General features: G+C 44.4%; 18 protein-coding genes. 9 read left to right on the top strand and 9 right to left on the bottom strand.

Annotated features, from left to right (window positions below; all coding sequences use genetic code 11):
• Positions 1–235: 235 nt before the first annotated feature.
• The 4 genes from DLE54_RS00170 to DLE54_RS00185 all read left to right on the top strand — a co-directional run bounded on the left by DLE54_RS00170 (position 236) and on the right by DLE54_RS00185 (position 4,314).
• The gene (locus DLE54_RS00170) at positions 236–877 is read left to right on the top strand and encodes a DUF6968 family protein (RefSeq protein ID WP_110815860.1); all 642 of its coding nucleotides are present in this window, start codon (positions 236–238) and stop codon (positions 875–877) included.
• Between the two features lie 117 nt (positions 878–994).
• Positions 995–1,567 carry a hypothetical protein gene (locus DLE54_RS00175; RefSeq protein WP_162617724.1) on the top strand — a complete coding sequence of 191 codons (573 nt, stop codon included), beginning with the start codon at positions 995–997 and terminating at the stop codon, positions 1,565–1,567.
• Positions 1,568–1,600: 33 nt separating this feature from the next.
• Positions 1,601–2,026, top strand: a complete 426-nt coding sequence (locus DLE54_RS00180) for a PH domain-containing protein (RefSeq protein WP_110815862.1) — start codon at positions 1,601–1,603, stop codon at positions 2,024–2,026.
• Between the two features lie 224 nt (positions 2,027–2,250).
• Entirely contained in the window at positions 2,251–4,314 is a 2,064-nt protein-coding gene (locus tag DLE54_RS00185) for a DUF262 domain-containing protein (RefSeq protein WP_110815863.1), read from the top strand.
• 71 nt (positions 4,315–4,385) lie between these two features.
• Here the strand turns inward: DLE54_RS00185 and DLE54_RS00190 are convergent, their stop codons facing one another.
• The 5 genes from DLE54_RS00190 to DLE54_RS00210 all read right to left on the bottom strand — a co-directional run bounded on the left by DLE54_RS00190 (position 4,386) and on the right by DLE54_RS00210 (position 10,603).
• On the bottom strand, positions 4,386–5,897 hold the full coding sequence (locus tag DLE54_RS00190; protein WP_110815864.1) for an MATE family efflux transporter: 1,512 nt from the start codon (positions 5,895–5,897) through the stop codon (positions 4,386–4,388).
• A 263-nt stretch (positions 5,898–6,160) separates the two neighbouring features.
• On the bottom strand, positions 6,161–7,696 hold the full coding sequence (locus DLE54_RS00195) for a PepSY-associated TM helix domain-containing protein (protein WP_110815865.1): 1,536 nt from the start codon (positions 7,694–7,696) through the stop codon (positions 6,161–6,163).
• Positions 7,697–7,993: 297 nt separating this feature from the next.
• A complete protein-coding gene (locus tag DLE54_RS00200; RefSeq protein WP_011959329.1) occupies positions 7,994–8,536 on the bottom strand; it encodes an acyl-CoA thioesterase in 543 nt (180 codons plus the stop codon).
• A 129-nt stretch (positions 8,537–8,665) separates the two neighbouring features.
• A complete protein-coding gene (locus tag DLE54_RS00205) occupies positions 8,666–9,826 on the bottom strand; it encodes a YheT family hydrolase (RefSeq protein WP_110815866.1) in 1,161 nt (386 codons plus the stop codon).
• A gap of 180 nt (positions 9,827–10,006) precedes the next feature.
• Positions 10,007–10,603: a YigZ family protein gene (locus DLE54_RS00210; RefSeq protein WP_110815867.1), complete on the bottom strand. Its 597-nt coding sequence runs from the start codon at positions 10,601–10,603 to the stop codon at positions 10,007–10,009.
• A gap of 279 nt (positions 10,604–10,882) precedes the next feature.
• On the opposite strand from DLE54_RS00210, the gene DLE54_RS00215 reads away from it, so the two are divergent.
• Positions 10,883–11,587 carry a pseudouridine synthase gene (locus DLE54_RS00215; RefSeq protein WP_011959332.1) on the top strand — a complete coding sequence of 235 codons (705 nt, stop codon included), beginning with the start codon at positions 10,883–10,885 and terminating at the stop codon, positions 11,585–11,587.
• A 393-nt stretch (positions 11,588–11,980) separates the two neighbouring features.
• Positions 11,981–13,051: a thioredoxin fold domain-containing protein gene (locus DLE54_RS00220; RefSeq protein WP_227535335.1), complete on the top strand. Its 1,071-nt coding sequence runs from the start codon at positions 11,981–11,983 to the stop codon at positions 13,049–13,051.
• A gap of 30 nt (positions 13,052–13,081) precedes the next feature.
• Here DLE54_RS00220 and DLE54_RS00225 read toward each other — a convergent pair whose 3' ends face one another.
• Positions 13,082–13,741, bottom strand: a complete 660-nt coding sequence (locus DLE54_RS00225) for a DUF2939 domain-containing protein (protein ID WP_011959334.1) — start codon at positions 13,739–13,741, stop codon at positions 13,082–13,084.
• A 213-nt stretch (positions 13,742–13,954) separates the two neighbouring features.
• On the opposite strand from DLE54_RS00225, the gene dnaJ reads away from it, so the two are divergent.
• The 3 genes from dnaJ to dapB are packed head-to-tail and all read left to right on the top strand — an operon-like array spanning position 13,955 to position 16,138.
• Positions 13,955–15,088, top strand: coding sequence for a molecular chaperone DnaJ (gene dnaJ, locus DLE54_RS00230; RefSeq protein ID WP_011959335.1), 1,134 nt, complete (start codon positions 13,955–13,957; stop codon positions 15,086–15,088).
• Between the two features lie 21 nt (positions 15,089–15,109).
• The gene (locus DLE54_RS12000; protein WP_162617725.1) at positions 15,110–15,253 is read left to right on the top strand and encodes a hypothetical protein; all 144 of its coding nucleotides are present in this window, start codon (positions 15,110–15,112) and stop codon (positions 15,251–15,253) included.
• A 57-nt stretch (positions 15,254–15,310) separates the two neighbouring features.
• Positions 15,311–16,138: a 4-hydroxy-tetrahydrodipicolinate reductase gene (dapB, locus tag DLE54_RS00235; RefSeq protein WP_110815869.1), complete on the top strand. Its 828-nt coding sequence runs from the start codon at positions 15,311–15,313 to the stop codon at positions 16,136–16,138.
• Positions 16,139–16,254: 116 nt separating this feature from the next.
• Here dapB and def read toward each other — a convergent pair whose 3' ends face one another.
• From def to mpl, 3 genes are all read right to left on the bottom strand, one after another.
• Positions 16,255–16,785 (bottom strand): peptide deformylase, encoded by a 531-nt coding sequence (gene def, locus DLE54_RS00240; protein WP_011959338.1) that lies wholly within the window; start codon positions 16,783–16,785, stop codon positions 16,255–16,257.
• A 328-nt stretch (positions 16,786–17,113) separates the two neighbouring features.
• Positions 17,114–17,362, bottom strand: a complete 249-nt coding sequence (locus DLE54_RS00245) for a GlsB/YeaQ/YmgE family stress response membrane protein (RefSeq protein ID WP_110815870.1) — start codon at positions 17,360–17,362, stop codon at positions 17,114–17,116.
• A 340-nt stretch (positions 17,363–17,702) separates the two neighbouring features.
• Positions 17,703–19,214 (bottom strand): UDP-N-acetylmuramate:L-alanyl-gamma-D-glutamyl-meso-diaminopimelate ligase, encoded by a 1,512-nt coding sequence (gene mpl, locus DLE54_RS00250; RefSeq protein ID WP_110815871.1) that lies wholly within the window; start codon positions 19,212–19,214, stop codon positions 17,703–17,705.
• Positions 19,215–19,228: the final 14 nt, after the last annotated feature.

The following is a 19,228-nucleotide window of genomic DNA, read 5'->3' on the forward strand; positions in this document are numbered from 1 at the left end:
AGTGTTCTTATTGATGAGACTTGGAAGCCAATTGATTGGTATGCAGTCAATATGGGAGAGGCCCAATTAACGACGTTACAAGCAATAGTAAATAGCACCTTTTACTTCCCCGTTATGGCAGGATTGATTCTATTGAGTCATTTTATTATTAGATGGTCAGTGCATTCAAAATCTAGTCGATAGGTGTATTGTCTTATCATAGAATGAAGCAGAGATACTTTTTTTGGAGTCAGTTATGAACCCTACACTTATCTTAAATATATCTCCTAAATTTATTTGCCTATTAAAAGAGGCGGTCGCATATCGAATCAATGCTATGCAGCAGCTAATAGATAATCCAAACAAATCAGAGGAAGCCTTAGAAGAGATTGATTATGCGAATGACCAGATGGTTTTAGATATGGTGGCTCATGAATTAAACAACCCAAATAACCAAGTTGAAGCCGCGTTTTATCAATTAAATAGAAACCAAGAAAACACTGAACTTAAATTACAAGCATTCGGTAAGCCGATAGCAGATGATGAGCAATTAAGTTTGGTTTTTTCCGCAAAATCTTGGGAGGAAGCAGAACAAATTAATAATCAGTTTTTAGGGTTTGAGCCTTACAAACCGATGCCAGAAAACATTGTCGCCACTCAAACTCACTACTTCCAAGACAAGCAAGGCATTATTCATGAAATAACCGTAACCATCTATCAGCCGCAGCAATTTGGCAATACTTGGCAATGTGATTATGAGCTTTCAGGTTATGGCGAAGAACGTTATAAAACAATTCGTTCCTTAGATAGTTTTGAGGTTACTGAGCGAGCAATTGCTAATCTTAAAGAAGAATTAAAACAGTTTGCACTTGATTGCCCTAGTCTAAGAAGAGTTTAGCAATAACTGCTATTCATACCGCTTTCAATAGTAGGAATATTTAGAATTATGAAGCTTTTATTCCATAAGCTCACTTGTATAAGCCTAATATTCGTCTCAAATATTTGCTTTGCTTGTATGCCACTAGCGCCCAGTAGCACTCTATTGGGTCGCTTGCAAAGCGTTGAGCCTAACAGTCAGATTCAGTCTTACACCGTGGACAAAACAGGTTATATGCTACGCCTTTTTACTCCTAAGTTTGCTTTTGGCTCTGTGTTTGATCGGCTTGGCACAGAAGCTCCGCAACAGCTGGAGGCCACCTTCAACCCCAGTAATGTAAAGCCGCAAGATATGATTATCGCGTTAGTTGATACTTATGACAGCGCTCAGTCCTCCTTGTATAGAGTCTATGCTATTGCACCAGTCACTTGCCATAATGACGTTATAAAGCTTGGTAGGCCTATCTTCGCTCCCGATAACCCAGGATGGAACCGACTAACTGAGCAATGTGGAGCCAGTCAAGAGGCCGGTATTTTGGATGGGTTTGTTGGTGAGAAAAGCCAAGCCGATTATTTAGCAGACTTACAGGCCAAATATCCGACTTGCGAGACGCTGGATGCTGCATTTATGAATAATCAGCCTTCTCAGAGTAGTTTTAACCCTAACCACAAAAGGTTTTGGCAGTGGTTTAAGGGGTTCTTTGGGTCGTAGTCTAAGGGTAGGCTTGATAGGAAGAGGGCGCCAATGCCAGAGATGGTTTTTTATTCTAAGATAGATTTATGGATACATGGGGTATTCATTGTCACTACTCTGGTGGTACTGGCATTACCGTATTTGTATTACAAAAGCCGCCGTGAGGTGTCTTTTATACAAAGCGTATTTATGATGTTGCTACCGATGCTATTTAGTCTGGGAATGTTATTACCCAGCTATTTTCATACGGTGTATACGATTGATGATCACCAATTGTTGGTCAAAAGCGGACTATTTAAATGGCAGGTGCCGTTGTCTGATATCGATTATATTGCCCCCACACATAGCATCTTGTCTGCGCCTGCGTTGTCTATGGATCGATTGGCTGTCCATTATGGCGATAAGCGTGTTGTTGTGTCACCCAAAGATAAACAGCAGTTTGTTCAGGCAATAAAAGAGCGTCAAACGGTGCAGTAATTGGGGTGTGGGCTTAAGTGACATTAAAATTAAGTGTTTGATGAACCTTTGAATAAATATATTAAGTTAAATTCTCTCCGACTGGATAGTGGTATGCATAAATGGGGGTTTAATACTGCTTATCGTCTAGCCTAGAAACTAAGTTATACCTATAATGATAATAATGAGCTAAATTTAATTTTTATAATGATTTGATTAGATGAAAATAGAGTAGGGATAGGTGAATGAAAGCAAACGAAACAAAAATTCAAGACTTTTTATCGGCAAATAAAACAAGATTTGTGATACCTATCTATCAACGAAATTATGATTGGTCAACCGCTCAGTGTAAACAGCTTTTAGATGATATCTTACATATTGGCACAGGTTATGAACTTGCTCATTTTATTGGGAGTGTTGTTTATGTTCATGATGATATTTATACGTCATCCAAGATTAAAGAGCTGTCAATTATTGATGGTCAGCAAAGACTAACCACGTTAACGCTAATCTATTTAGCTATATATCATCTAGCTATAGAAATGGAGGATGAGAACCTAAAAAGTGAAATCTATGAAACCTACTTAGTTAATAAGTTTGTGCCTGAGTCGGAGAAGTCAAAATTACGTCCTACACAAGATAATCTGGCGGCACTTAATTATTTATTGAGAGCAGATGCCACAGAGGAGTTTAGTAAATACTCAAAAATTACTGAAAACTTTGATTACTTTAAAAGCCGAATTAATGAGCAAAATTACGAAACGGTTTTAGAGGGATTGTCTAAATTAATGGTAGTCGAGATATCATTGGAAAGGCAAAAAGATAATCCACAGCGTATTTTTGAGAGCCTCAACTCTACTGGGCTAGAGTTATCACAAGCAGACTTAATCAGAAACTATATTTTAATGGGGCTGACTCGAGAGAGCCAAAATCGTATTTATGAGGATTACTGGAAGTTAATAGAAAACCTAGCAAGAGATGAAAATCGTAATATAAGCAAGGTATCTGATTTTATCAGAGACTATTTAACTCTTATTAGTAATAAAATTCCAAATAAAAATAAAGTGTATGAAGAGTTTAAGAACAAGTTTCCTACATCAGATATTGCTGAACTAGAAGATATTTTGTCACCTATAAAATCACTGGCTAAATTCTATAATAAATTGATAAATCCTAGGAATGAAGCAGATAGTGATATACGTCGACAGCTTGAATATATTGACCAGCTTGAAATAAAAGTCGCTTATCCATTTTTGATTAAAGTATATGAAGACTACGCTAATGGCATTATCTCTAAAAATGATTTCCTAGCCATATTGAGCTTTGTGCAGTCATATGTGTGGAGACGATTTGTTATCAGCTTGCCTACGAATGCGTTAAATAAGGTGTTTATGACACTTTATGAGAAAGTGGATAAGGATGATTATTTGGAGTCAATTCAGAAACATATTGCTAAGCGTAAAGGCAGTCATAGAATGCCTCAAGATTCTGAGGTGATAGAGGCTCTAAAACATAAAGATGTGTATAACATCAAATCAAAAAATAGACTATACCTATTCAGCAGGCTAGAAAACTTTAATAATAATGAAGTGGTCACAATTGAGGGTAATTCAGATATAACTGTTGAGCATATATTTCCACAAAAGCCGAGTCATGCGTGGAAGTCGCAGCTATCTGATATAGAGATTAGAGAAATGAAAGATGAGTATCTTCATACTCTTGGCAATCTCACCTTATCAGGCAACAACGGCAGTTTAGGCAATAAAGATTTTATTAGTAAAAGAGATATTCCAGACAAAGGCTACAGAGACAGCAGGTTATGGTTGAATAGATATTTGTCTGGGATTGATGTTTGGAACATAAAAAATCTAGAAAATAGATTCAATATCCTGGCTGAAAGGTGTTTGAAAGTCTGGCCATACCCTGATGTAGATATTGAAGAGTATGATGAGAGTTTGGAGGAAGTCAGTATTTTTGAGGCTGAAGACCCAACACATAAAAAAATAGATTACGCAGTATTGTTCGGCCAAAAAATAAATTTAGTAAACATGGCTGATTTATATATGAAGGTACTAAGCTATTTGTTTGAACAAAACCCTGAGTTGTTCTTCAATACTGACTTGGTTGAGAAAATTGAATTGGTAAAGATTACTAACCAAGATAGACTTAGACAGCCTAAGAGTATTAATCCGACATATGTTATAGAAACAAATCTTAGTAATGTCAATAAGTTTGAGCGAATTAAATATGCTTTGGAAGTTTTTGAAGCCGAAGATGAGCTAACTATTAAGTATGCTGATGAAAGCTAATATTTATCGAGCAAGAAAAAAGAGCCGTCAATCGATGGCTCTTTTTTATTTAAAACCGATGAAACCCACCCTCAAGACCGACGAGCTGCAACTTGCTGATCCTCTAAAGGCTCCCACGCCGTAGTGGAGGCCACATCACGACACGAGGCGCTACAGCTTCCCTGAGCACGGTAGCCCTCAGTGATTTGAGCCGCTTCTTTGGGCGGTAACACCTGACCTTTACGCCATTTGCCATGTAGATATAGCCCTGCACCCATAACCGCAGTCGCCACCATCCCCGCAGGGAACGACAGCCACAATGCATCGGCGCCAAGCCAGGAGTAGAAGCCAAAAGCAAAGCCAAGACGTACCGGATACATAGAGATGACCATCACCATCAATGGCCAAATCACATAGCCATTTGCTCGCATCGTACCAAAGAATACCTGAGCTATCCCGAAGAATAAAAACCCCCACGTCGCCATAATCTGAATATGACTGGCGATGGGCAACGCAGTACTGTCAGTGCCCAAGAATAAACTTAATATGGATTTATCGAATAAAGTCAGTGCTCCGATAAGTAGACCTGTCAATAATACGTTAAAAATAAGCCCCCAACGGGTGATGTCAGAGACCCTATGCCATTGGTTGGCTCCGATATTTTGGGCCACCATAGCACTGGCTGCGGCACTGAGCGCCATTGCTGGCATCTGCACATAGGTCCAAAGCTGCTGAGTGGCACTATAGGCTGCGGTCGTCTGCACCCCTTCGCGGTTAATCAGCGAGAGCATAGTCAATGCGGCCGAAGAGATGACTATCATTTGTAGACCCATCGGCAACCCTTTAGAAAACATCGAGGCAAGAATACCTCGATCAGGGCGCAAAAAGCGTAAGTCAGACCTATTAAGAGCAAGTACTGAGCCGCGCAAATACAGGGTGATAATCATACCAATCAGCGCCAATGTATTGGCAACAGCCGTCGCAAAGGCTGAGCCAAAGATGCCCCACTCAGGAAAAGGACCAACGCCGATAATAAGCAGAGGCGTCAAAATCAAATCTATAGCCACCGACAGCGCTATAAACCAAAGCGGGGTTTTAGAATCGCCCGTTCCTCGTAGCGCCATCATCATCAAAGTGAAGGCGAGGGTGATCGGCATGGCCACAAAAATCATGCGCAGATACGTCAATGCCAAATCAAAGGCACTGCTTGGCGTGCCTAATATATCGAGCAAGTTGGGCGCAAATAGCCAGCCTATAGTAGCCAATATGGCACTGATAGGAATAATACTGCCAAGGGCTGTGCCGAGCGTGCGCTTGACCATCACGTTGTCACGCTGTCCCATGGCTTGCCCAATCAAGATGGTAGAGGCCATACCAAAGCCAAACACAAAAGAGATCAAGATGAACATGACAATATTGCCGTTGGCGGTGGCGGCCAGTGCTTCTTCTCCCAAAAATCGGCCCACCCAGACCGCATTTATCGACCCATTTAACGACTGCAGTATCGACGACCCCAATGTGGGAAGTGCGAACAGCAGCATGGTTTTGGCGATCGACCCTTGGGTGAGATCGAGTTGTTTATTAGGGGTGGTTTTTTGACTCAATGTGGATCCTTGTACGTCATCTGGGGCCTATTAAATAACAGGCCAGTAAATGCAATGGTTTATCATAGAGGATAAAACCCATAGCGTCTTTAATAGAGCTGTAATCATATTTATCCGCCATTTACACTAGGTTCTCGTTAGGATGTCATAAAGAGATTTCAATAAAAAAGAGCTTACCGGTTGCGATAAGCTCTGATTGGTTTGCAGTGCTGGTTTATGCCACTATGAATAATCGACTATAGGCTAAACCATCTTATCTTGACCTACTTAAGCAGCCTTTTTAATACAGGGACTCGGCCGATAATTACAAAGTCGAGCACCGCAATGGCCACAATGGCAATAATAGCGGTGGGGAAAATCACCGACACTATCAATAAGATAATGGCCAATCCCCAAGGGATATCGCCTTTGCTCGGTGGCGGATTTAGGCCTGATTTTTGAGTTGCAGCGGTATTAAGCTTACTGGGACGGCGCTGCCACCACATAACATAACCACTGATACATATGGTAATGACCGACAGACAAAATAACACATTGGCCATTAAGCTCCACAGTCCCAAAGTGCCCATATGAATGGCATTGCCTGCGGCCATAAATTTACCAAAGGCATTGTAATCCTCGAAGCGAATATCAGCCAATACCTTGCCCGAATAGCGATCTATATGCATGGTGCGATCTGCCATTGGGCTTGGCGTATCATAGCTCATCGAGTCTTGACTCAAGGTCCAGACGCCGGTTTCACCTTGCGGCAAATTAAGCTGATAGCGGCCCTCAAACCCACTGTCACGGGCAAATCTGTCTACAGTATCTAGAGTTATCGGTAAGCTTGGGTCAATGCCTTTTTCACCAAGCGTGGAGCCTGACGTTGGCATAGGGGTTAGCTCAAGAATCCAAGGCACTTCTTTTATGCCACTGCTGTTTAAAGCCTCGCCGTGGGTAGGGGGTAGGGTGGAGGCGGGCATAGGCCCATTGCCCCATTTGCCGGCTGGGAACTGACTCCATGCCTGCACCACCTTACCGCCCCAGATACCTGCCCAGGCCATACCCGACACACAAAATAGCAATAACAAAACAGACAGCCAAGTGCCTAAAGTGGCGTGTATGGTGACGAAGGTTGAGCGTTTGTTGTTTAGCTTGGCATCTGGAATCAGCATGGCTTTGATCGATTTACGGCGGTACCACCAAAGATACCAACCCGTTAATACCAGTAGCGTGGTGAGTGATGCTGCAGTCTCTAGCAGATAATCACCAACTTTTCCGATAAGCAAATCAGAGTGGATATTGTCAAAGGTATGGTAAAGGTTGCTGTCGCTAGGGGCGATTTTTATGACTTTTGCGCTATAAGGGTCGACAGCGACCATGGTCTGGCCTGTCTCTGAGCCCACGCGAAATAAAGCCACATTGTGATCGCTTTTGGGCGCAATATATTGCTTTAGCGTGCCATCAGGGACAGCGCTCAAAGCACTATGGGCCTGTACCGATACAGGCGTTATCGTGTCTTGTTTGGAGACAGTGAGCAGCTCATTATTTGGCCCCACTGTATTGGCCATAAACAGCATACCCAGCGCTGATAACGAGAGTATGAGTAAAAAAGGCGCAATAAACATGCCGGCATAGAAGTGCCATCGCCAAATAGTGGCGTATTTTTTATTGTTTTTGCCATCACCTTTAGCTGGCTTATTAATATTGGGCTTGGCAGTGGTGTGTAAAGGAGCAGGAGGCTTGTTGAGCGGATTATTTGCCGGGGTATCGGCAAGGCCATGTAAAGGGGGATTTGACGGAATGTTTGACGGGCTCATGAGTGGATATTCCAATATTCTGCCTAATAACAGCAGTTAACTCAATAGGATCTGTAGCAAAGCAAGGCAGGTATTCTACACCTCTCATGGGTATTTTTATAATGCGAATTTGGCTCATTTTTGCATCGAATGTTTTAAATACATCGAATATTTTAAATACCGAATTACAGTTACACCCACAATCACAGCCACAGTCACAGCCATAAAAAAAGAACCCACAGTATCGGAGTTCTTTTTGACACTTAGTCTTTTATGTAGCGACTGATTTAGAGGGGAATAACGGCCATCTGGGAGGGCTTAAACACTAGGCGGCCAAGGGCGATCGGCATCGCTTTTAATCCACTCGGCCACATAGCCTGTGGGCGGTAGTTTCCAGTCAGATTTACCCAGCGCATCTAGCACCTGTTGGGTCTGCAAAACGCGTCCACCTTTGGTCACGCCAGTACGCAGTAGTGCCGAAGAGCAAGGCTGACCCTTAACCCACATTGACTGCTCCACATAGATCCAGCGCTCATCAATAGCAGCAATACGCGTCTTGATGGTGACCAAGTCAAAAGCCCGAATACGCTTGCGGTATTGAATGGTACTGCCTGCCACCACCAGTCCCCAGCGGTTCTCAAGCAGCTGCTTGCCTAAGCCACTGCGCACCGCAAAGTCGGTACGACCCAAGTCATATAAGGTAAACACGCGGCCGTTATTCATCTCCAAGAAGTTATCGATATCCGTCAGGCTGCAGCGAAACTGCATCGTGGCTACATCTTCTAGGCCAACGGTGTCCCCTTTTTTTTGGGCGACAATCGCCTTAACAATAGATTTGGTATAACGATAAAAAGGATACATACACAGGTCTCAAGATTGAAGGTAGGACTTAGATTATGCGCAAAACTGTCCTGCTTTCAAAGCAGCGGGCGTGCCTAAGGCGTCACCCGCAACCATTTTCTTGAGACCATAGGCAGATAGTAGCCGCCTTTATGAAGAGTGAGTAGCCTCATCGATGCCTACTGATTTAAAGTAAGCACTGACGGTTTCTGGAATCCAGTTGATATCGAACTTACCCTCTTTTGTGCTGGGTTTAGCGGCGCCATTTCGAGTGGTTTTAGCGGCTTTGGGTTGGTAGCGCAAATAGCCAATATGACCGCCATGCTTGGTGTCTAAGATAGTGACTTGGTCAGACACATCATTGGCGGTGGCGGTAAAGCCGATAAAGGGGTCATCTTTGGCACTGATCAGCAGCATAGGGTGGGTCACATCACCAAGATGGGGCAGAGCCGATGAGCGATAGTAGTAATCCGTATTTGAGCGGTAGCCATGGCGCGGCGCTGTAAATATGGTATCAAAATCACTGATACGATCGACCGACTTAATGGCTTCAATCTCCTCTTCACTGATCTCATTGAGCAAGGCTTTTTTAATAATGGGATTGAGCAGATATGGGGTGTAAATCTTATGGCTGACAAAACGGTGCATACTTACCGCAGCAGAAGACATATCTACTGGAGCTGAGACCACCACTGCCGCTTCACACTGTGCGTCATCTGCGTATTCGCCCATATATTTGGCCAAGGCATTACCACCTAGCGAGACCCCAACGGCATAGATATTCTGATAATGCTGTCTTAAAGTTTGTAGCATGTGATGAATCTCAGCGGTATCGCCGGCGTTATAGAATACTCGGCCTTTAGCCGGGACGCCGCCGCAGCTACGAAAGTGCGCCACCACAAAGTGCCACCCTTCAGCGTGCATCTGATGCGCCAATACTCGGGCATAGTGGCTGTCACTGCTGCCCTCCATACCATGGAACAATACCACAAGCGGGGTTGTTTCGATTTTATCATCGGTATTATCTACCGGATGTGCATCATAAAAGTCATATGCCACATCGCTTTCATTCAACGAGTCGCGCAGGATTTCACGTCTGTATTTAGGCGCCTGTGGGGCAACAAACTTTGGCAAAATGGTTTGTAAATGCGGGTTGCTTAACCAAAATGGAGGGTTAAAAGGCGGAGGATTAAATTGGCCTCTTTTGCTCAATGAGAGTTGAGATCTGGCGGTGGCTCTTTTCTTTTTGGCAGCTTTTACGGCCACAATTCTTGTTTGTAATTTTATTTGTTTTTTTATTAGATCGATCATAGCAATGAGCTCATCTTGTTATTGGTATAAAAATATTATTGATACAGATGAAAAAGGCCAATAACTTCTCCGTCATCAACGGGTCGTTATCAACCTTTCAGAACGCTATAATGCCGTTAAAATGAGAAAAAACCAACAACTTTCAGTGAACGATTGGTTACTGAGATTTGTTATATTATGTTATTCCTGCTCCAATAGCCTGCCATATATGCTCAAACGCTCTTTTAGCGCCTCGACATCAGCCTCTGGCAAACTGGCAGTTAAGGTAACACACTTACTATAGCTGACATCACCAATTTCACCGCCCATGTCCTCTACCACATAGCGCACTTGCGATTCATTGGCAAAATCCGCCTCAATCTCAACCTGAGTCATCGGCACATAAGTAGTGAGGGTCATCTCATCTACCACGGCCTGAGCTGAGCCGGCATAAGCCCGAGTCAAGCCACCAGCACCGAGCTTGATACCGCCAAAATAACGCACCACTATGACAATCACATTGCCAATACTTTTGTGCTGCAACACATTAAGGATCGGCCGCCCAGCAGTCCCATTGGGCTCTCCATCATCATCGAAACCGGCACTGGTGGTGTTATTGGGATCACCGATTATGTAAGCCCAACAGTGATGGCGGGCATCGGGATATTTGGCTCGCAATTGTTCCACGTGAAACATAGCTTTTTCACGGCTGTGAACCGGATAGGCGTAAGTAATAAAGTCAGACTTCTTGATTTCAAGTCGGGCGCTAACGGGCGCAGCTAAGGTTTGATAAGTCATAAGCGTTAGGGATTTAAGCGTTAGGGATTTAAGCGTTAGGGATTTAAGCGTTAGGGGTTATAGGTTATCGGGCTATAGATTTGTGAGTGGTTGATTAAAAATAAAAATAGACAAACTGCCAAAAATAGGTCGGGTCAAAAAAGTCATCAATCGCACCTAGAGCGGGTGTGTTAAACTGTGAATCATATTAACCACCCAAAAATATTTATATCTGATAAGTGAGGTTACCGCTATTTTGTATAGTAGACCCATTCAGTTATAGAACCAAGGATACCATAAATGCGTTTAGACAAATTTATCAGCAAGGCCACCGAACTGTCCCGTAAAGAAGCGAAAAAAGTGCTGCACGCCAGTGAGATTACGGTCAATGATGAAGTAGTAAAAGATGGCAGCGTACACGTTGATGTGCTTAATGATGAAGTGATGTGGGCCGGTGAGCCGTTATCAGTGGCGACCGGTAGCCGCTATATTTTATTGCATAAGCCTGAAGGCTTTGAGTGTACCCTAAAACCCAAAGAATATCCGATTGTTACTGAACTTATCGCAGTGCCTGAGCTGAGTAACTTGCGTATCGCAGGCCGTCTTGATGTGGATACCACCGGTGCCTTAATCTTAAGTGATGATGGCAGCTGGCTACACCGAGTGACCAGCCCGCGTCATCTGCATGAAAAGGTGTATGAATTAACCTTAGCCGATGCTATGGATGAAGAGGCGCAAGCGCATGCGATCAAAAAAGTAGGCCAAGGCATCTTGCTAGATGGCGATTATGAGCCGACCAAGCCTGCGTTATTAGAATTCATTGATGAGACCCACGCGCGTCTAATTTTGACCGAAGGTAAATACCATCAAGTCAAACGTATGATGGCCTATTTTGGCAATAAAGTTGTTGAGCTACACCGTGCCAGCATTGGCGGCATAACACTTGAAGGATTAGAGAAAGGCGATAGCCGCTTCTTGACCGAAGATGAGGTAAATAGCTTCTAAATGATAGTAAGTTTATTCGTTTTTTTATTTAAATGGGCACTTTAGGTGCCCATTTTTTTTGTCTATTTATGAGGCTGCTTAACGAGATTGCGCGCAGTAAGGGCAGGGTAGACGACAGGGTAAATGACTAAACGAAATCTAGCCGGCGTTGTCTGCCTAACAAAATATAACAAATAGAGTCATCGGGGTAGGATAAATAAGCTATTGTTATTATATCAATGCTGCTAAGAACATCCTTGCGGTCGGGCTTGACCGTCTAGATGTACAATCCCCTCGGTTTAGAGAGGGGAGGAAGTCAATTGTCCTCAGTACTTGTTATTGCATTAAGCGCTGAAATTAGGAGCTGTCATGTCGCACTTTTTAAACACACTTAGGCTCATATGCAGTAAATCATTGACCCTATCGCTAGCTATGCCAGTTCTACTATCGGCCTTGGTCATCATGCCCTCAGCCCATGCTGATTTGTCAGCCTTTAATGAGGCCTATGACAAGCTTGCTGCCAACGATAGCAGCCCATTAAAAGCGCCAACGCCGCAGCAACAGGATTTTATTAAGCAGATACTGAGTAATGCGGGTATGATGACGCCCATTGCCTCTATACAGCCTTCAAAGCTGCCTTCTATGTACCAGATAACCTTGGTACAAAATCCCTCAACTGAGCCGCAGCCACCACTGCACATCACCGCTGACGGTGCTTATATTTTGCAAGGCGAATTAAAGCCCAATCCCAGTCCAGTAAAAGTCCCCACGCCGCAGCAATTACCGAGCAAAACTTTAAGTGGGATGCCAGTCAGTGATGATTTGCGAGCCTCTATGTTAAAAAACAGCAGCCTATTAAAGAATATGACGCCCGATGTGGCGCTATATCACACCGCCGTGCCAGGGGTGATTTGGGGCGCAACCTTAAAGGGGCAGCCTTTTATTACCAATACTGAGGCCACTGTATTTACCAGTGGTGAGATTTCGGTCATTGAAAATGGTCAATTTGCCGGTCTAGATGCTGATTTTGAACAAAAGAAGAACCTTCATGTCCTCTCTAGTCTTGATGACGACAATCTGGTCATTTATCCGGCGACCACCACCGAAAAAGCAGTCATTTATGTCGCCACCGACATCAATTGTCCTTATTGCCGAGTTCTACATCAGGATATGGCCAAGCTGAATGCCAAAGGTGTGACCGTTAAAGTCATCGCTTATCCTTACTATGAGCAGTCACCAGAACAAATGCGTCAGATATGGTGTACCGCTGACAAAGCAGCTCGTAAACAAGCCTTAGATGAAGCGATGAGTGGCAAGCCTGTGAGCAATACCTGTCGCAGTGGCATCGATCATCTAAAGGCAAATCAGGTGAAGGCAGCAGGGCTGGCAGTATTTGCTACGCCTGCTATTTATCGAGAAGATGGGGCGGCATTTAATGCACCCTATAAAGACCCAAGTTTTCTCCCTTTTTTAGGGCTAAATTAACGCCTGAAGGCCGAACGAAATGTTAAGCGGCTAAGGCAACACCACGTTAATAATTTTCCAGCCAATTAGACCCTCACGCTGCATCTGTAGCGTCAGCGGGTAGCCTTTAACTTGACCTGACAGGGTAAAGCAGTTGATGCCGCAGTAAGACAGCTTTGGTTTGGCGCTGTCCTCGCCACTTTGAACATGGCTTTCAAGCTCTGTGGATTGTGCACTCATAATCTGCTGCATTTGGTTTTTGAGTACCGCATTGATATCACCGCGCTGCACGATGATGTCTTGAATCAAGCGCTGCAAATCCACCTTATTACTGGCAATAGCCCACGCGGCAGCAAGCTCTTTGGTGGCTTGATTGGCTTGGCCTTGGGTATTAATTAGGCTACGGATATTTTCCTCAGTGACCGCCTTAGTGACTGACGCATGGATGAACTCATCGGCCGCTTCGGTTAATGCTTCACCGCCCAATTGTGCCACCAGCGGATACTGCTGCAAAGTGTTGGCAAACTTGCTGGTGAGCTGGTTTTGGATATTGGGCTGTAGCTGCTCAAAGTCGATGTGATGGGTCAAAGTAGCGCCATCATGGGTGTCATAAGCATTCTTGAGTTGATACGCAGCGTAGTAAGGTGATCCTGCAAAAATCACAACGGCAATAATAACTAGGCTAATCAGTAAAAATTTTAATGATTTCATAGAGGCGAGGTATCAACTTCAATAAATAACAGGGAGAATAGGGCGATTTTAGCATAATTGCTTGATAATTGAGGTGTTTGTCACCATTAAACAGGCAAAGTATTGATTAATTATTTTGAATCATTTAAACCATTGTGTGTTTAGTACCCATTTTAATGCCAACTATAAATGTGTTTCACGTGAAACATAGCCGGCATGTTGATAGGAGCCTCCATGAGTAAGCGAGATTTTTACGAAGTTTTAGGCGTTGATAGAAGCGCAGATGAGCGCGAGATTAAAAAGGCCTACCGTAAACTGGCCATGAAATACCACCCAGATCGTAATTCTGATGATCCTGATGCAGAAGAAAAATTCAAAGAAGCCTCGATGGCTTATGAAGTATTAAGCGATAAAGAAAAACGCTCAGCCTATGACCGCATGGGTCATGCAGCCTTCGAAAATGGCATGGGTGGCGGCGGCTTTGGTGGCGCAGGTGCGGGTAACTTCCAAGACATCTTCGGTGATATCTTTGGTAACTTCGGTGATATCTTCGGTCAATCTCGTGGGGGCGGTGGTCGTCAGCGCCGTGGCTCAGACTTACGCTATGTCATTGAGCTGAGCTTAGAAGAGGCCGTACGAGGCTGCAAAAAAGAAATCAGCTTTACCGCACCTGCCCCTTGTGAAACTTGTGATGGTAAAGGCGCTAAGAATGCCTCAGATATCCAAACGTGTAGTACTTGTGGTGGCCATGGTCAAGTACGCATGCAGCAAGGCTTCTTTGCAGTGCAGCAAACCTGTCCTAACTGTGGCGGCAGCGGTCAAGAGATTAAGAACCCTTGTAATGACTGCCATGGTACTGGCGTAAAAGATAAGTCACGCACCCTAGAGGTCTCTATCCCAGCCGGTGTTGACGATGGTGACAGAGTACGCTTGGCCGGTGAAGGCGAAGCGGGAGGCGCAGGCGTCCAAAACGGCGACTTATATGTTGAAGTGCGTGTCAAAGAACACCCTGTGTTCAAGCGCCAAGGTGCTGACCTTTATATGGATGTACCTGTGAGTATTACCGATGCGGCGCTCGGCAAAGAAGTGGAAATCCCAACGCTTGATGGCAAGGTCAAAATCAAAGTAGCTGAAGGCACCCAAAGTGGTAAGCTACTGCGTGTCCGCGGCAAGGGTGTCACCCCTGTACGCACCACCATGAAAGGCGACTTAATCTGCCGTATCATGGTTGAGACGCCTGTGAACCTAACCCGTGAACAAAAAGATTTACTGCGTCAGTTCCAAGACACTTTAGATGGTGACAGCAAGCATCATCAGTCGCCCAAGAAAAAATCTTTCTTTGAAAAGTTAGGCGATCTGTTTGACTAAGATAGCTTAGATGGCTCAGTTATGGCCCATATGTTTCACGTGAAACGTATGGGTTTTTTTGTGGGCTATCTGCTACTCCCCTTATGGCTAGATAATGGGGCAATCAAAATCAAAGGACGACTGTCAGGTAGACGTCAAACTTATCATGGCAACTTGCAAATTTAGCAGCATAGATAATCATGCTATTATTAGCCTCATACAGATTACTTAAAGGATAAAATAATGACTCAGACTGCATCACAGACCATCAAAGTAGGCGTGATTGGTGCCGGCGGCCGGATGGGGCGCATGTTAATTGAAGCGGTACACAACAATGCTAACACCGTATTGGCTGCCGCCATTGAGCGCAGTGGCTCAAGTCTTATCGGGGTAGATGCGGGCGAATTGATTGGTCAACACAAAAATCAGGTCGCCTTATCAGATGACTTAGCCGCTGAGCTTGGCAACATTGATGTGCTAATCGACTTTAGCTTGCCTGACGCCACTGAAAAAAATGTGCAGTTGTGCGCGAAGCACAAGGTGGCGATGGTGATCGGTACCACAGGCCTCAGTGAAGCCCAAGAAGCCATGCTTAATGCCGCCAGTGCTCAAATCCCTGTGGTATATGCCGGCAACTATTCTACTGGTGTTAACGTGTCATTAAAGCTTATTGAGATGGCCGCTAAGGCTTTTGGTGATAGCGCTGATATCGAAGTCATTGAGTCACATCACAAGCACAAAGTCGATGCGCCTTCAGGTACCGCCTTTATGATGGCCAATGCCGCTGCTACCGCCCGTGGTCAGGACTTAAAACAAGTGGCTGTCTATGGCCGAGAGGGGCAAACTGGCGAGCGAAAACCAGGTAGCATTGGCATCCACGCTATTCGCGGCGGTGAAATCATTGGTGACCACAGTGTGATGCTAATAGCAGATGGTGAGATGGTGGAGATTAAGCATCATGCCCGTGAGCGTATGACCTTTGCCGCAGGTGCTGTGCGTGCGGCCACTTGGGTAGTGGCGCAGGCCGCAGGTCGCTATGACATGCAAGATGTGCTGGGCCTAAAGGGCTAAGGGCTGAGCCGCTCTGCTTTGATCTTCTAAATGGCCTAAAGTCAAAAAAGCCCATCACAGTTAAGTGTGATGGGCTTTTTTTTTGGGTTTGATGTTTACCACGGTATCGTTAGCGACTAGGCTTTGTTGTGCTGTAGTTGCTTTTCACGGGTTTTAAGATATTTTTTGACCTTATCACGGGCACGGGTCTGCTTTAGGCGTGATAAATAATCGACGAACAAGACACCGTTTAAGTGATCCATTTCATGCTGGATACACACTGCCAATAGGCCTTCTGCAATCTCTTCAAAGGCATTCCCATCTGCATCAAGCGCTTCGATTTTCACTTTTACTGGACGATCCACTGAATCATAGACATCTGGTACCGATAGGCACCCTTCCTCGTAAGGCTTTTTATCTTCCACCAACGGGGTAACTTTGGGGTTAATAAATACCCGAGGCGAGTCATTGTTTTCAGACAAATCCATGACGATAAGCTGAATATGACGATCCACTTGAGTGGCTGCAAGCCCAATGCCTTTGGCGTCATACATGGTTTCAATCATGTCTTTGATAAGCTGTTTTATTTCAGCATCAACAGTTTTGATCGGCTCTGCGATGGTACGCAGCCTAGGGTCGGGGTAGCTTAAAATCGGTAATATGGCCATAAGAAATCACGCAATGAGTTAATTAATAGGTAAATGAGAGATGCAATTAAACGAAAAGTGCCGTTAAATAAAACGTGTAATTAAATCAAAAATGCAATAAGAGACAGTCGTTAGACTATTATATCTAACTGAATGAGGGGGGAGGGCATAAATATCAAGGTGCTACATTCAAAAAAGGCGAGTCAAAAAAAGGTGAATCAAAAAAAGCGGACTTGAGGAGAAGTCCGCTGCAAACATAGTTAGGGTTACCGCTTGTTATTATTATTATTTAGTGAGCCATTTGATCTCATAAGATGTTTGCGCTCAATCACGTCTTAATCGTGCTCTATTAGCGTTTGCTCATGATCAATTCATAGATGAACAATAAGATAATAGCACCAATTACTGAGAAAGCCAGACCGATAAAGCCGCCATCAGCGTTCATGCCAATTGCACTGGCGATAAAGCCACCAACTAACGCCCCTGCGATACCTAGTACGATGGTCATAATCCAGCCCATAGCATCGTTGCCTGGCTTAATAGCACGTGCCAATAAACCGGCAATCAAACCTATAATAATTGTCCAAATAATACTCATGAAGTCTCTTCCTTACAAAAATTGTGATGGTGTTTTAACCATCTAATATGTTTAACTAATAATTTTAATAGTCGTTTTATAAGTTACTTATACCGTCGCTAAGACGGTACAGAACTTTCTAATAAGGATTTTAATCAATAACTTATACAGGTGCTAAGGCTGAATTGTTAAGTACGTACGAGCTATGTGAGTTTAGTTGGGCGATTGATTGAAATTGGCAGTTTTTGGGTAATTGATTGTATAATTTATATAGAGTTTTGTTTCAAGCGAGGTTGATACATAAAAAAGCCCCATTGTGTTACCAATGAGGCCGTCTTATGTATTTGATGTGATTAAAAAATCAGTCTTTTTTTAGTGCCGCAATAAAGCGCTGATGAATGCCCTCAAAGCCGCCATTAGACATAATGATAATGGCGTCATCTTGAGAAGATTGGCCAAGCTTGGCGCAAATATGGTCAATGATCTTTTGGGTGTCATTCATCACGTATTGCTGGTTGCTGATATTAGCGCCCTCAATGACATCAGTTAGACCCCATTCCAAACCGGCAGGCTCATACCAGATCACCTCATCTGCCAGCTGTGCTGAAGCCGCCAGATTGTCCTTGTGTACCCCAAGCTTCATGGTATTGCTGCGCGGCTCAATAATGGCCCAAATTTTGGCGCCTTTTAATTTCTTTTTGGCACCATCTAAGGTGGTGGTAATCGCTGTGGGATGATGGGCAAAGTCATCAAATACTTTTATTCCAAAAGTGCTGCCACTCTCAGCAGCGCCTAGCTCTGCGATCAGCTCCATGCGGCGCTTAATACCAGAGAACTGCGATAACGCCGCACAAGCATCGGCCACGCTGATACCGATGTCATAAGCGGCCGCCACGGCCACCATAGCATTCTCGACATTGTGACGGCCACTCATGCCCCAGTGTACCTCGCCACTCAAGACGTCGCCTTGGGTATTGGTGAAGTGAATGGCAAATTGACTGCCATCTTCGCTGATAAGCTCAGCCTGCCAGGCGATAGAATCATCTTGGACGGCTTTATCTTGAACGCTCTTATCTTGCTGCCCGTTATTGGCAATCTGGGTGCGCCAGATGGGGGTCCAGCAGCCTTTGTCTATGGTGGCCTCTAAGCTTGGCGTATGAGCCGGCATAATAATTTGCCCAGAGCTTGGGATCATACGAATCATATGGTGGAACTGCGTCTGAATGGCATCCAAATCTTTAAAAATGTCAGCGTGATCAAACTCAAGGTTATTCAAGATAGCGGTACGCGGGCGATAATGTACAAATTTTGAGCGTTTATCAAAGAAGGCTGAGTCATACTCATCGGCTTCAATCACGAAGTAACCACGCCCGCCTTGGGCATTTTTATCAGCGCCCAAGTAGCTGCTGTGAGCAAAGGCTTTAGTCAGATTGTCATTCTCGCTCTCGACCAAAGGCACACCACCAATTAAGAAGCCGGCATCGATACCGCAGTAATGCAGCACCCAAGCGAGCATAGTGGTGGTGGTGGTTTTTCCATGAGTACCCGCCACCGCCAATACATGGCGATGTTGTAACACATGCTCTGACAAAAACTGCGGCCCTGAGGTGTAGGGTATGCCAGTATCCAGCATGTACTCTACCGCTTCAATGCCCCGTTTCATGGCATTGCCCACGATAACCAAGTCAGGCGCAGGCTGTAAATGAGTGGCGTGATAGCCTTCTTGAATACTGACCCCAGCACGTTCTAGCTGAGTGGACATAGGGGGATAAATATTGGCGTCAGAACCGGTGACAGTATGGCCAAGATCGCGAGCCAACAATGCAAGTGACCCCATAAATGTGCCACAGATACCTAAAATATGAACGTGCATGGAACCTCTGATGT

This window comes from Psychrobacter sp. YP14 (assembly GCF_003209315.1).
Taxonomy (GTDB): domain Bacteria; phylum Pseudomonadota; class Gammaproteobacteria; order Pseudomonadales; family Moraxellaceae; genus Psychrobacter; species Psychrobacter raelei.